17 protein-coding genes are annotated in these 11937 nt (G+C 65.0%); 12 read left to right on the top strand and 5 right to left on the bottom strand.

Annotated features, from left to right (window positions below; genetic code table 11):
- Nucleotides 1-15: 15 nt before the first annotated feature.
- The 5 genes from AQZ50_RS17870 to AQZ50_RS17850 all read right to left on the bottom strand — a co-directional run bounded on the left by AQZ50_RS17870 (nucleotide 16) and on the right by AQZ50_RS17850 (nucleotide 2531).
- Nucleotides 16-405 (bottom strand): flagellar protein FlgN, encoded by a 390-nt coding sequence (locus AQZ50_RS17870; protein WP_369801438.1) that lies wholly within the window; start codon nucleotides 403-405, stop codon nucleotides 16-18.
- Nucleotides 405-710 carry a flagellar biosynthesis anti-sigma factor FlgM gene (flgM, locus tag AQZ50_RS17865; protein ID WP_082703772.1) on the bottom strand — a complete coding sequence of 102 codons (306 nt, stop codon included), beginning with the start codon at nucleotides 708-710 and terminating at the stop codon, nucleotides 405-407. The genes AQZ50_RS17870 and flgM overlap by 1 nt, the downstream gene beginning before the upstream one ends.
- An 89-nt stretch (nucleotides 711-799) precedes the next feature.
- The gene (locus tag AQZ50_RS17860; RefSeq protein ID WP_231730390.1) at nucleotides 800-1291 is read right to left on the bottom strand and encodes a flagella basal body P-ring formation protein FlgA; all 492 of its coding nucleotides are present in this window, start codon (nucleotides 1289-1291) and stop codon (nucleotides 800-802) included.
- A 50-nt stretch (nucleotides 1292-1341) separates the two neighbouring features.
- Nucleotides 1342-1884: a hypothetical protein gene (locus AQZ50_RS17855; protein ID WP_067748376.1), complete on the bottom strand. Its 543-nt coding sequence runs from the start codon at nucleotides 1882-1884 to the stop codon at nucleotides 1342-1344.
- Complete coding sequence (locus tag AQZ50_RS17850) at nucleotides 1881-2531, bottom strand: MotA/TolQ/ExbB proton channel family protein (protein WP_067748374.1); 651 nt, start codon at nucleotides 2529-2531, stop codon at nucleotides 1881-1883. Before AQZ50_RS17850 ends, AQZ50_RS17855 begins: the two co-directional genes overlap by 4 nt.
- 374 nt (nucleotides 2532-2905) lie before the next feature.
- Between AQZ50_RS17850 and flgB the strand changes: the two genes are divergently transcribed.
- Genes flgB through motA form a run of 12 tightly spaced genes read left to right on the top strand, consistent with a single transcriptional unit; the run spans nucleotide 2906 to nucleotide 11935 of the window.
- Complete coding sequence (gene flgB, locus AQZ50_RS17845) at nucleotides 2906-3253, top strand: flagellar basal body rod protein FlgB (RefSeq protein WP_067748414.1); 348 nt, start codon at nucleotides 2906-2908, stop codon at nucleotides 3251-3253.
- 4 nt (nucleotides 3254-3257) lie between these two features.
- Complete coding sequence (gene flgC, locus AQZ50_RS17840) at nucleotides 3258-3683, top strand: flagellar basal body rod protein FlgC (RefSeq protein WP_067748372.1); 426 nt, start codon at nucleotides 3258-3260, stop codon at nucleotides 3681-3683.
- On the top strand, nucleotides 3680-3967 hold the full coding sequence (locus AQZ50_RS17835; RefSeq protein ID WP_067748370.1) for a flagellar hook assembly protein FlgD: 288 nt from the start codon (nucleotides 3680-3682) through the stop codon (nucleotides 3965-3967). Before flgC ends, AQZ50_RS17835 begins: the two co-directional genes overlap by 4 nt.
- A 39-nt stretch (nucleotides 3968-4006) precedes the next feature.
- On the top strand, nucleotides 4007-4840 hold the full coding sequence (locus AQZ50_RS17830) for a flagellar hook-basal body protein (RefSeq protein WP_067748369.1): 834 nt from the start codon (nucleotides 4007-4009) through the stop codon (nucleotides 4838-4840).
- A gap of 11 nt (nucleotides 4841-4851) precedes the next feature.
- Nucleotides 4852-5595, top strand: a complete 744-nt coding sequence (locus AQZ50_RS17825) for a flagellar basal body rod protein FlgF (protein ID WP_067748367.1) — start codon at nucleotides 4852-4854, stop codon at nucleotides 5593-5595.
- A gap of 32 nt (nucleotides 5596-5627) precedes the next feature.
- A complete protein-coding gene (gene flgG / locus AQZ50_RS17820) occupies nucleotides 5628-6419 on the top strand; it encodes a flagellar basal-body rod protein FlgG (protein WP_067748365.1) in 792 nt (263 codons plus the stop codon).
- On the top strand, nucleotides 6416-7156 hold the full coding sequence (locus AQZ50_RS17815) for a flagellar basal body L-ring protein FlgH (protein WP_067748363.1): 741 nt from the start codon (nucleotides 6416-6418) through the stop codon (nucleotides 7154-7156). The genes flgG and AQZ50_RS17815 overlap by 4 nt, the downstream gene beginning before the upstream one ends.
- A gap of 23 nt (nucleotides 7157-7179) precedes the next feature.
- Nucleotides 7180-8349: a flagellar basal body P-ring protein FlgI gene (locus AQZ50_RS17810; RefSeq protein ID WP_067748361.1), complete on the top strand. Its 1170-nt coding sequence runs from the start codon at nucleotides 7180-7182 to the stop codon at nucleotides 8347-8349.
- Nucleotides 8346-8708 (top strand): rod-binding protein, encoded by a 363-nt coding sequence (locus tag AQZ50_RS17805; RefSeq protein ID WP_067748359.1) that lies wholly within the window; start codon nucleotides 8346-8348, stop codon nucleotides 8706-8708. Before AQZ50_RS17810 ends, AQZ50_RS17805 begins: the two co-directional genes overlap by 4 nt.
- Nucleotides 8705-10066 carry a flagellar hook-associated protein FlgK gene (flgK, locus tag AQZ50_RS17800; protein ID WP_067748357.1) on the top strand — a complete coding sequence of 454 codons (1362 nt, stop codon included), beginning with the start codon at nucleotides 8705-8707 and terminating at the stop codon, nucleotides 10064-10066. Before AQZ50_RS17805 ends, flgK begins: the two co-directional genes overlap by 4 nt.
- Nucleotides 10067-10111: 45 nt before the next feature.
- The gene (locus AQZ50_RS17795) at nucleotides 10112-11041 is read left to right on the top strand and encodes a flagellin N-terminal helical domain-containing protein (protein ID WP_067748355.1); all 930 of its coding nucleotides are present in this window, start codon (nucleotides 10112-10114) and stop codon (nucleotides 11039-11041) included.
- Between the two features lie 30 nt (nucleotides 11042-11071).
- On the top strand, nucleotides 11072-11935 hold the full coding sequence (gene motA, locus AQZ50_RS17790) for a flagellar motor stator protein MotA (protein ID WP_067748353.1): 864 nt from the start codon (nucleotides 11072-11074) through the stop codon (nucleotides 11933-11935).
- Nucleotides 11936-11937 lie beyond the last annotated feature (2 nt).

Here is an 11937-nt window from a genome sequence, read left to right as displayed (position 1 = left end):
GGACGCCCGCCGCAATCAGCGCAGGCGGCGAACCCGCGCCGCGTCGACATTGGCCCGGTACAGCGCCGGTTGGCCGGTCAGCGCATCAAGCCGCGTCGCGACATTGGCCGCAATCAGGTTGCGCACGCGCCGGTTTGTCTCGTTGAGCCGCCGTGCCGCGTCGAGCAAGCCGCGGCATTCCTCGTCGACCGCATCGGGGGCAGTGTCTTCGAGCCGACCGCACAGCACATTCTTGCGCACGGCGCAGCCGACAATGCCGTCGATGTCGAGCCCGGCAAGCGCCTGCCGCTCGGAATCCAGCACGGCAAGCATCTGCCGCAGGACATCGCGCAAGTCGAAGGGGGACAACACGCCGGTCAGCGCGTCACTTGAGGCCTGCATGCCCGATGTGGTTACCACCACCATTACCGCGCTTTCCGCAACATCATGCCGGCCGCGATCATGGCGTCACTGATTCGGGTGGGAATCACGGGATAGGTTCCGTTCTGAACCGCCTTGCGAATCTGGTCGACTCTGGTCTGGTCGACCGGAGCCGTCCCGGCGCTGACGGTAAGGCTCGTCTGAACCTGAGCCGCAGCGCTGGTCTGCGCGGTGGTGGTGGGGGTGGTTGACGTGGAATCCGTCGCCGCCGCAGGTTGAGTCGCCGGCTGCACGGTACTGAGCTGAACCGCGCCAACCGGGCGCGATGCTCCGATTTCAAACGATGCCATGGTTCGCTCCTTCGCGAAGAATGCATCGTCAAGAACGGCGAGGATGAAGGGGCTTTAAGGGGACCGGAAAAAATTTGCCGCAATGCCCCTTATTCGACGGGAACCTCGACCAGCCCCGGGCGCACGACGCGCGCCTGAAGAGGATCGCTCTTGGCCACGGTCCGAACCCGGATCCAGGCCCCGACAGCCCCGGATTCAAGCGCTTCGGCCGGTTGCGAGACCGAAAATCCGTCGCCTGTCAGCGCCACGGTGACCGACTGCCCGCGCTCGATGACGATACCGGCAGAAGATTGCCGGTCACCGAGCGCCGTCGCGACAAAAATGTGCCACCCGCCCGCGTCGGGGCATTCGACAAGGATGCTGGCACGGGCATCGCCGCGCCACGACAGCGCCAGCGGCGCCGCGCAAGCGGCCAGCCGCAGCCGGCGGTCGACAGGACGCGCCGCGCCGCCGGGCACGCCGATCGGTTGCCCGGTAAAGGCCGAGACGGCGCGATCGATGGCGGCGGGATCCTGCAAGCCCGGAGACATCGCCTGGGCACGCACCGATGGCGCCGAAAGCGCCACAAGGAGCGACAGCACGGCCTGGGCCGCATGAGAGCGGAGGCGGGGCGAATGGGCACAGCGTTTGGTCATGCCCTTGGCCTAGCAAGCTGCGTGCCATTTGCGGGGGCCACCGCTGGCGGCGTATCCGCGTCAAAGCCGACCACGGCGCTGGCGCCCGCAGGCAGGCCCGGTTCGACGATGATCCGCGCATCGGCGGCGCGCGGGCCCGCTGCCGTATCAAGCCGCAGCGCCTGGGCCAGCGCAGCCTCGCGCCCGCCGGGGGCATAATGCACGGTAATCGTCAGGCGCAGCCGCGGATCGCGCGCCACCTCGTTCAACCATTGCGGCAAGGGCGGCGCACCGGCCTCGGCGCGCCAGACCCCGACCGGCTCGGCACGAGGCGACGGCGTGACAGGAGGCGCAGGGGGATGGGGAGCTGGGGGATGGGGAGCTGGGGGATGGGGAGCTGGGGAACGGGCTGGCGCCGGATGCGCACCAGCTTCGTCGGTATCCGGCCCAAGCGGCCCGTCGGAGGAATTGGCCAGCGCCGAAGCGGTGACCATGAACAGGATCAGCGACAAGTCGGCCAGAATCGTCTGCCAACTGACACTGACGGTCCGCGCGATCATGCCGCTTCGTGCTCGCGTCGCAGCCGGGGCGCGACTGCGGCAAATTGCGAGGCGATCCAGTCGACAAGATCCTGACGCACCGTCTCTTCGCGCTCGGCACGGCGCTCGATCGCCCGCGCCAGCGGGGCGAGCAGGATATTGGCAAGCAGCAGACCATAAAGCGTGGCCAGCACGGACTGCGAAATCGCGCTCATGAACATGGCGCGGGCAATCCCGCGCCCCGACAGTTGCGACAGCGAGATCAGCGTTCCGGCAAGGCCGAACACCGGCGCAAGGTCGGCGGCCTGGGCCAGCGTAACTGCGGCACGCTGCGCGCGTGCCAGGCGCTTCTTGCGCGCGACGGCATGGTGCATCATCAGCACAGAGGCCGACTGCCCCTCGATCATCGCATTGATCGCCTTGTCGAGCGCGGGGTCGCCGGTTGCCCGGAAGTGGGCGCGAAACACACCGTCCTTGCGGATGTCGTTGGCCAACGGGGCAAGATCGCGGCGCACCTGATCCGCATCGAACCGGCGACGCAACAGCCCCGACACTTCGTGCATCGTGTGGCGAACATCGACACGCCCGGCCCGCAAGGCCGTCGCCAGCAGCGTTCCGCCGACGACGATGGCGGCGGGAACGGGATCGAACAGGTGGACAAGCTCCATGCGCGCGCGGGTCCTGTCTGGTGGTGATGGCCAAAAGCCCGGCCTGAAAAAGAGTGCCGGCCTGAAAACGGGATGCGCGGAGCGGCCCGGTCCGGGGGGTGGGGACATCGGGCCGTTCCGCGCATCCCACAGGACGGCGGCGGCGCGCCGGATTTCAGCCCCCGCCACCGCATTTGCCTCGTTTTGCAGAACTTTGCCGTCCGCGCCCGGCAAGACGGCAGCGATTTGCCGCCTGACCCCCGCCAGCCCCCGCCCAAGCCCCTGCAGCACCGCCATTCGGAACCAATTTCGCAATTTGGCACGCGCCTTGCTGAACCCTGATCGCACGCAATTTTTGCGCGGGTCACTTCATGCAAGGGAGCAGCGAGACCATCATGGGCGACAGCCTGTTCGGCATTCACGGCATGGCGCTGGAACTGCGCGCGCAGCGGCTGGGGGTCTTGACCTCCAACATCGCCAATGCCGCGACCCCCGGCTACAAGGCGCGCGACATCGATTTTTCCGGCGCGTTGAAAGCGATGACCCAGGGCGCCAGCGTGACCCAGGCGATCGGCTCTGCCACGCAGTACCGCGTGCCGGTCATGCCCGCGCTCGACGGCAACACGGTCGAGATGTCGACCGAGCAGACCGCCTTTGCCGAAAATGCGATCGGCTATGAAGCGACGCTCAACATGCTTCAGGACCGGGTCAATACCGTCAACCGCGCGTTGAAGGGGGAATAAGCCGATGTCTTCAAGCAATTCCCAGGGCCCGATGACGCTGTTCGACGCTTCGGCGCGCGCGATGTCGGCGCAACTGGTGCGGATGAACGCGGCGGCATCGAACCTCGCCAATGCGGGCACTGTCGCGAGCAGCGCGCAAGGCGCCTATCGCGCGCTGCGCCCCGTCTTTGCCACCGTGCTCGACAAGACCACCGGCATCGCCTCGGTCAAAGTCCAGGGCGTTTACCAGTCCGGCGCAAGCCCGGTGCAGCTCCACGATCCGGACAATCCGCTGGCCGACGCCAACGGCGATGTCTGGAGTTCGGGCGTCGATGAAAACGCCGAGATGATCGAGATGACCGAGGCATCCCGGCAATACCAGAACGTGGTCGAAGCCTTGCAGACCGCAAAACAGCTAACCCTTGATACGATGAGGATGAAAACGTCATGACCACTGTATCCAGCACCACGGCCGCGTCTTCCACTTCGACCGGCAGCAGCGCGTCGACAAATGCTTTCAACAAACTGGGGGAGAGCGATTTCATGACCCTGTTGACGACGCAGTTGTCGAACCAGGACCCGACCAATCCGGTCGACGACACCCAGATGCTGGCCCAGTTGGCGCAGTTTTCGACGCTGTCGGCAGCCAACCAGACCAACACCGACCTGTCGACGATTTCCGGCCAGATCGCCACGGCGACCGGCACCACCGGTATCAGCACCACCACCGCCTGATCCCCCACGCCCCTTCCCCCCCGACGGAGACGCGCCCCCATGTCCTATGCCATTTCGCTCAGCGGGCTGCAAAACGCCCAGACCGACCTCAGTGTCATCGGCAACAACATCGCCAATGCCAACACCACCGGTTTCAAGGAAAGCAACGTCCAGTTCGCCAATCTCGTCGCCGCGAGCGCTTATTCCAATCCCAAGGACATTCAGGGAATTGGCTCGACCGTTTCGGCGATCGACCAGAATTTCAGTCAGGGTCCGATCAATCAGACGGGGTCCGCGCTCGACCTTGCGATCACCGGCGACGGCTTCTTTACGGTAACATCCCCCATCACGACCCAGACCTATTACACGCGCAACGGCAACTTCTCGCTTGATTCGACCACGGCTGCGACAAGTGGCAACAGCTATATCGTCGATTCCAACGGCAACCGCCTCCAGGCCCTGCCAACCAGCGCCACGGGCACGGTAACGTCGACCACGCCGACCGATGCCACCGTGCCGGCGACCGACGCTGCCGGTTCGGCGTTCTCCGGCGTCACCATCGCGGCCAACGGCAATATCAGCGCCTCTTACGCCGACGGCTCAAACACGGTGATCGGCAAAGTCGCGCTCGCCGCGTTTGCGGCGCCCGAAGGGCTGAAACAGGTCGGCTCGGCCGATTACACCGCCACCGGGCTGTCGGGCACGGCGACCTTTGGCGCGCCCAACAGCGGCCAATACGGCAGCCTCCTGTCCGGTTCGCTCGAAGCCTCGAACGTCGATCTGTCGTCGGAAATGGTCAACCTGATCACCGCGCAGCAGTATTTCCAGGCCAATGCCAAGGCGATCGATACCAACACGACCGTCTCCGAAGCGATCATCAACCTGCATAGCTGATCGGACACGTCGTGGATCACCTGATCTATACCGCCTATTCGGGGATGTCGGCCTCGGTGGTCCAGCAACGGGTCATCGCCAGCAATCTGGCCAATACTCAAACCACCGGCTTTCGCGCCGAACTGCTCGTCGCCACGCCGACCACGGTCAAGGGCAACGGGCTGGAAGCGCGCGCCATGGCCGATGCGCAAGTGAGCGGTGCCAGCATGAAACAGGGCGACCTGATGCAGACCGGCAATCCGCTCGACATCGCGCTGACCGGCGACACGATGCTGGCCGTGCAGGCCGGGGACGGCAGCGAAGCCTATACCCGGCGCGGCGATCTGACGATCGATGCCAACGGCACGCTGGTCAATGGCGAGGGGCTGCCCGTCCTGTCGGACAGCGGGCCGGTCACTGTGCCGGCGGGCGACAAAGTGACCATTGCCCCCGACGGAACCGTTTTGGCGAGCGATCCGGCCCAGGGCGAAGCGCCGCCCGAACCGATCGCCAAGCTGAAACTGGCGACCACCACCGGAACCCAGCTCGAAAAAGGTCTCGACGGCCTGTTTCGCGTGGTCGGCGGCGGCGTTCTGCCGACCGACGATGCGGCCAAAGTGATCACCGGTTCGCTGGAGAAATCCAATGTCAACGCGACGCAAGTGCTGGTCGACATGGTCGCGGCGCAGCGCCTGTTCGACATGCGCACCAAAGTCATCGCCGCCGCCAAGGACAATGACGAGAAATCGACCGCCCTGATGGGCCTTCCCTCCTGATCGCGCCCTGATCTCCTTCGGAGCACCAAGCCATGCCATCTTCCGCCCTTTATGTCGCGCGCACCGGGCTTCAGGCCCAGGACACGCGCATGCAAGTCATCTCGAACAACCTGGCCAATGTCAGCACGACCGGATTCAAGCGCGACCGCGCCAATTTCGCGACGCTCGCCTATCAGGATGCGCGGGTCGCCGGGCAGCAATCGTCCGGGCAGACCGCTTATGCCACCGGGCTCAATCTCGGCACCGGGGTCACCGTCCAGGCGACCACCACCGACATGACCCAGGGCACGCTGCAATCGACGGGCAGCGCGCTGGACATGGCGATCAGCGGCGACGGCTATTTTCAGGTGACCATGCCCGACGGGACGATCGGCTATACCCGCGCAGGCAATTTCACCACCTCGTCCGAGGGCTTGCTGGTCACCGCGCAGGGCTATCCGGTCCAGCCGCAGATCACCATTCCGCAAGGCGCCGGGTCGATCACCGTGGCGCAGGACGGAACCATTTCGGCAGTCCTGTCCGGAGCGACCGCGCCCAGCACGCTGGGACAGCTCACCACGGCGACATTTGCCAACCCTTCCGCGCTCCAGGCCGCCAGCGACAATTTCTACAAGGAGACCGCCGGCAGCGGCGCGCCGCAAGTCGGCGCCGCCGGCGCGACCGGCCACGGCACCATCCGTCAGGGCTATCTCGAAGCCTCCAATGTCAGCACCGTGACCGAGCTGGTCGACATGATCGAATGTCAGCGCGCCTACGAGGTCAATTCGAAAATGATCAGCGCGGTCGACGACATGCTCAAGAACGCGAACCAGACCCTGTCATGATCACGCAAACCCCCTTTGATCGCCCGCTCGATGCCGCCCCCCGCGCTCTGCGCGGGCGCGCCCTCGGCGCGCGGCTGTGGCCTTTGGTGCTGGCCCCGGCGGCGATCGTCGCGCTGGCGCTGGCCTTTCCCGGCCATGCCCATGCCACAAGGCCGCAAAAGGGGTTTGAACCCACGCTGCCGACCGATCCTGCCACGCCACCGTCAAACGGCGCGATTTTCAACGTTCATGCCGGATATGCCAGCCTGGTCGAAGGCGCACGCGCGCATGCGGTGGGCGATCTGCTGACGATCGTGCTGGTCGAAAACCTCAGCACGTCGAAGCAGGCGATTGGAAAGACTCAAAAAAGCGGCAGCTTCAGCGTGACTCCACCTACGGCCGGCCCATTCGTCATAAATCCCAATGCCCTTAATGCATCGGGCGCTTCGGCGTTCAATGGTCAGGGCAATGCTTCGGAAACGAGCCAGCTCGGCGGCCAGATCTCGGTGACCATCGCCGAAGCGCGCCGCAACGGAACGGTTTTTGTGAAAGGGGAAAAACGCCTGCTGCTTAGCCAGGGTGAAGAATGGGTCCAGATTTCCGGCATCGTGCGCATCGCCGACATCGACCAGAACAACACGGTTCAGTCGAACCAGGTCGCCGATGCCCGCGTCGTCTATACCGGCAACGGCGCGATCGGGCGGGCCAGCCGCGAAGGCTGGTTGTCAAAATTCTTCAGCATTATCAACCCTTTTTAAGCACGCAGTTCGGGAATAACGCCATGACAGTGCCCATCGCCCCCTTTCCCCGGCATCTTTCCGGCCCGACCACGCCCAGGCTGCGTGCGCTGGCACTGCGCCTGCTGGTGCTGACGGTCGGGCTGCTGTTTGCACTGGTTCTGGCGCCGCCTGCCCATGCCGATCGCATACGCGATCTCGGCACGTTTCAAGGCATCCGGACCAACCAGTTGACCGGCTATGGCATTGTCGTCGGCTTGCCCGGCACGGGCGACGATACGCTCGAATATGTAACGCAGGCAATGCGCGGCGTATCGGGTCGGCTTGGCCTGCAATTGCCGCCGGGCATCCAGCCGGGGCTGAAAAACGCCGCCGCCGTGCTGGTGACCGCCGATTTGCCCGCTTTTTCCAAGCCCGGACAACGCATCGATGTCACCGTCAGCACGATCGGCAAGGCCAAGTCGCTGCGCGGCGGCTCGCTGATCCTGACCCCGCTGGTCGGTGCGGACGGACAGATCTATGCCATGGCCCAGGGCAATCTTGCGGTCGGCGGGCTCGGCATCACGGCCAAGGACGGATCGCAACTGACCGTCAACGTGCCGACGGTCGGGCGCATATCCGACGGGGCCACCGTCGAACGCGCGGTCGACACCGGGTTTGACCATGGCGACGTCTTGCGCTGGAACCTGTTTCAGGCCGATTTCCTGACGGCGTCGCGCGTGCGCGATGCGATCAATGCGAAATATCCCCAGACCGCGACTGTCGAAGACGGGGTGACGCTGGCGCTGCGCCTGCCCGCCGGCGCCGACCGCCGCGCGAGCCTGATGGCATCGATCGAAATGCTCGAACTGACGCCCGGCGAAACCCCGGCCAAAGTCATCGTCAACAGCCGCACCGGCACAGTCGTGATCAACAGCGCGGTGCGCCTGACCCCTGCGGCGATCAGCCACGGCAAGCTGGTCGTGCGGATCGATGAAAAGCAGCAAGTGTCGCAGCCCAATGCCTTCAGCCAGGGGCGCACCGCGACGACCCCCAGCAGCAAGATCACGGTCTCCGAAGGCGATGCCCATGTCGCACTGTTCAAACCGGGTGCCTCGCTGTCCTCGCTGGTCGACGCGCTCAACAAGCTCGGCGTCAGCCCGTCGGACCTTGTCGCCATTCTCGAAGCACTCAAACAGGCCGGCTCGCTCAAGGCGGAAATGGAAGTGATATGACCACGCTCTCGTCAGCAAGCGGCGCAACCGGCGCAGCATCCGGCGGCGCAGCATCCGGCGGCGCCGCTCCGGCGGCAAACCCCGCCGAAAAGGCCCGCCTGCACCAGGCGGCACAGGCGTTTGAAGCGATCTTCGTGCGCCAGATGCTGTCCTCTGCGCGCCAGAGCAATTTCGGCGACACGCTGTGGGGCGATGACAAGGGCAAGGACACGTTCACTGCCATGCGCGACGAACGGTTTGCCGATCTGACCGCGCAAAGCGGCGCGCTCGGGCTTGCCAAACAGGTCGAAGCGCAACTGTCGGGCCAATCTCCCGCTACAGCCGGGCCTGCCGCGGCAACAGGGAGCACGCAGCCATGACCAGCAACCTCCTGTCGATCGCCGCCAGCGGTGCCAGAGCTGCCGAAATCGCGCTCGACCTCACCGGGCAGAACATCTCCAACGCATCGACCGACGGCTATGTCCGGCGCACCGCCAACACCGTCGAAGTCGCCTCGGCCAGCAGTTGGAGCACCGCCAACGATGTCTCGCTGTCGGGCGTGACGGTTTCGGGAATCGTGCGCAATGCCGACAGCTTCCTGCAGTCCGAAGCACGGCGCACCGCTTCGGATACCGCGCAGGCGACCAGCACGGTATCGGGCCTCACCGATGTCGAAACGGCAGTCGAGAATTCCGGCGTGTTCACCGCGATCGGCACATTCACGAATTCGCTGACCACGCTGGCGCAAAATCCGACCGACAGTTCGGCGCGCGCGACCGTCATCCAGGCCGCGTCGACCATGACCAGCGCTTTCCAGATCGCGGCGCAGGGCCTGTCGGCGACGCAGACCGGGCTGCAAGGCGAAGTGACCAACGGCGTCAGCCAGATCAACACGCTCGGCACGCAGCTGGCGGCGATCAACACCCAGCTTTCGGCGACATCGGGCGCCTCGTCGATCAACAGCGATGTCACCACCAGCGACCGCGCCAGCCTCATGGACAAGCGCGACAGCCTGCTCGACCAGATCAGCCAATACGCCAACATCGCCACGACCATCCAGGCCGACGGCAGCGCCAATGTAAACATCGGCGGCGTCAGCGGCCCGCCGCTGGTGACCGGCACGTCGACCAACACGCTGACCACCACGACCAACAGCGACGGCACCGAATCGCTGGCGGTCGGCAATGCGGCGGTCACGCTCGGCGGCGGATCGATCGCCGGCAATCAGGCCGCGCTGACCAAGCTGAACCAGATCGGCACCAATCTCGACAGCCTGGCTTCGTCGATCGCGACCACCGTCAACACGCAACAGGCCAGCGGGTCCGATCTGACCGGTACGACCGGCGCCGCGCTGTTTTCGGGCACGACCGCAGCAACGCTGACGATGACGACCAGCAACGGCAGCGCGATCGCCACCGCCGCCGGCGGGTCCGCCGCCAAGAGCGCCGATACGACCAACCTGACCGCCTTGACCAGCGCGCTGACCACGCTCGATCCGGCGGGCACGATGAACGCTATCCTGACCGACATTTCCGGCTCGGTCAGCAGCGCCACGACCACACAGACCACGCTGCAGACGCTGTCGAGCGCGGCGGCATCCAGCCTGTCGGCGCAAGCGGGCGTCGATCTCAACACCGAAGCGGTCAATCTCGTCAAATATCAGCAGGCGTTTCAGGCATCGGCCAAAGTCATGCAGACCGCCAGCGACATCTTCACCAGCATGCTCAATCTCCACTGATCCTGATCGGGCCCGCATCGGCCCGGCAGCAACAGGGCAATCGCCATGACGACCATCAGTTCGACCAGCACCAGCACTTTCTATACCACTGCGGCAGAGCAGCTTGCCTCGCTGCAGCAGCAGGTCAGTGCGGTCAACAATTCGATCAGCAGCGGCGCACAGTTCACCGCCGCATCGGACAATCCCGAAGCGGCGGCGCAAATGCGCATGATGCAGTTGCAGGATGCCACGGCCACCGTCGACACCGCTTCGGCCAACAAGGCCACGAGCAATCTGCAACTGGCGGATTCGGCGATGACCCAGATGGTCAACGACATCAACCAGGCCAAGACGCTGACCACCCAGGCGGCCACCGGCACGCTGTCGGATTCGCAGCGCGCCACGATCGGCACGCAATTGTCGCAGATCCAGAAGGATTTGCTGAGCCTGGCCAATTCGCGCGATTCAAACGGCAACGCGCTGTTTGGCGGCGGGGTTTCGGGCGATGCCTATTCCCTCGATGCCTCCGGCAATGCCGTCTATGGCGGCACCAGCACGTCGCAGACGCTTGCCATCGGCGGCGGTCAGACCGTGCAGACCAGCCTGACCGGGCCCGAAGTCCTGTCCATGACCGACGCGTCGGGCAATGCCACCAATGTCATTGACACCATCGGCGCGCTCGCCACCGCGCTCAAGGCGGGCGGCTCTGCGGCGCAGACCGCCGCGCAAAACGGGCTGACCTCGCTGTCCAACGGGCTCGACGCGGTCACCACGGCACAGACCGTGATCGGCTCGCGCGAATCGTGGATCACGCTCAACACGCAGAATCTGACCGCGCAAAGCACCGCGCGCGCGACCGCAGAATCCCAGGTCGGCGATACCGACGTGTCCAAGGCGGCGATCAAGCTGCAGCAACTGACCACCGCGCTTCAGGCCAGCCAGGCCTGTTTCGTGAAGATGTCGTCGCTGTCGCTGTTCAGCGTCATCGGCAACTGATCCGCCAGAGCGAACGGAGCACACCCCGAAATGTTTGCTGGTATCGGCATTGTCGTTCTGCTCGTCATGGTCTTTGGCGGCTTTGCCATTACCGGCGGCGCGCTCGGCCCGGTCATGGAATCGATCCCCCACGAAATGCTGATCATCGGCGGCGCGGCGCTGGGGGCGACCATTGCCGGCAATTCGATGCACGAACTCAAAGGCATCGGCGCCGGGATGGGCAAAGTGTTCAAGGGGCCCAGGCATTCCAAGCAGGACCATGTCGATGCCATCGTGCTGTGCACCCGGCTGATGAAAATCCTGCGCAGCGACGGCCCCGTCGCGCTCGAAAGCCATGTCACCGACCCCAAAAACTCCACGATTTTCGCCGAATTTCCCAAGATTCTCGGCAATCATGCGCTGGTTTCGCTGATCTGCGACACGCTGACGCTGATCGTCGTCTCGTCGGGCACGCTCGAAGTCCATGCGGTCGAAGATGTCATGGATCACGCGATGAAGACCCATTTCCATGAAGCGTCCGAAGCTCACCATGCCTTGCAGGGGCTGGCCGACGGGCTGCCCGCGCTCGGGATCGTCGCGGCGGTGCTCGGCGTGGTCAAGACGATGGGCTCGATCGACAAGCCGCCCGCGATTCTGGGCGCGATGATCGGCTCGGCGCTGGTCGGCACGTTCATGGGCGTCTTGCTCGCCTATGGCATCGTTGCGCCGCTGGCCGGACGGTTGAAGCAAGTGCTCGATCAGGACGAAATGATCTTTCAGGCGGTCAAGCAGGTGATCGTCGCCTCGCTCCACGGCTGGCCGCAGCCGCTCGTGGTCGAAAGCGCGCGGTCCGGACTGGGCCATGCCTTCCGCCCCGGCCTGTCCGAACTCCTCGACGCGCTGCGCGGACGATAAGG

This window comes from Novosphingobium sp. Fuku2-ISO-50 (genome assembly GCF_001519055.1).
GTDB lineage: Bacteria > Pseudomonadota > Alphaproteobacteria > Sphingomonadales > Sphingomonadaceae > Novosphingobium.
Note: the sequence above shows the minus strand (reverse complement) of the source record. Positions and strands in the feature narration are given on the sequence as shown.

Coding starts and splice junctions, on each gene's coding strand:
- flgB (WP_067748414.1), top strand. CDS start 2,906: ATGGGCGACAGCCTGTTCGGCATTCACGGCATGGCGCTGGAACTGCGC.
- flgK (WP_067748357.1), top strand. CDS start 8,705: ATGACCAGCAACCTCCTGTCGATCGCCGCCAGCGGTGCCAGAGCTGCC.
- AQZ50_RS17870 (WP_369801438.1), bottom strand. CDS start 405: ATGGTGGTGGTAACCACATCGGGCATGCAGGCCTCAAGTGACGCGCTG.
- AQZ50_RS17805 (WP_067748359.1), top strand. CDS start 8,346: ATGACCACGCTCTCGTCAGCAAGCGGCGCAACCGGCGCAGCATCCGGC.
- flgM (WP_082703772.1), bottom strand. CDS start 710: ATGGCATCGTTTGAAATCGGAGCATCGCGCCCGGTTGGCGCGGTTCAG.
- AQZ50_RS17855 (WP_067748376.1), bottom strand. CDS start 1,884: ATGATCGCGCGGACCGTCAGTGTCAGTTGGCAGACGATTCTGGCCGAC.
- AQZ50_RS17795 (WP_067748355.1), top strand. CDS start 10,112: ATGACGACCATCAGTTCGACCAGCACCAGCACTTTCTATACCACTGCG.
- AQZ50_RS17810 (WP_067748361.1), top strand. CDS start 7,180: ATGACAGTGCCCATCGCCCCCTTTCCCCGGCATCTTTCCGGCCCGACC.
- AQZ50_RS17850 (WP_067748374.1), bottom strand. CDS start 2,531: ATGGAGCTTGTCCACCTGTTCGATCCCGTTCCCGCCGCCATCGTCGTC.
- flgC (WP_067748372.1), top strand. CDS start 3,258: ATGTCTTCAAGCAATTCCCAGGGCCCGATGACGCTGTTCGACGCTTCG.
- AQZ50_RS17835 (WP_067748370.1), top strand. CDS start 3,680: ATGACCACTGTATCCAGCACCACGGCCGCGTCTTCCACTTCGACCGGC.
- motA (WP_067748353.1), top strand. CDS start 11,072: ATGTTTGCTGGTATCGGCATTGTCGTTCTGCTCGTCATGGTCTTTGGC.
- AQZ50_RS17815 (WP_067748363.1), top strand. CDS start 6,416: ATGATCACGCAAACCCCCTTTGATCGCCCGCTCGATGCCGCCCCCCGC.
- flgG (WP_067748365.1), top strand. CDS start 5,628: ATGCCATCTTCCGCCCTTTATGTCGCGCGCACCGGGCTTCAGGCCCAG.
- AQZ50_RS17830 (WP_067748369.1), top strand. CDS start 4,007: ATGTCCTATGCCATTTCGCTCAGCGGGCTGCAAAACGCCCAGACCGAC.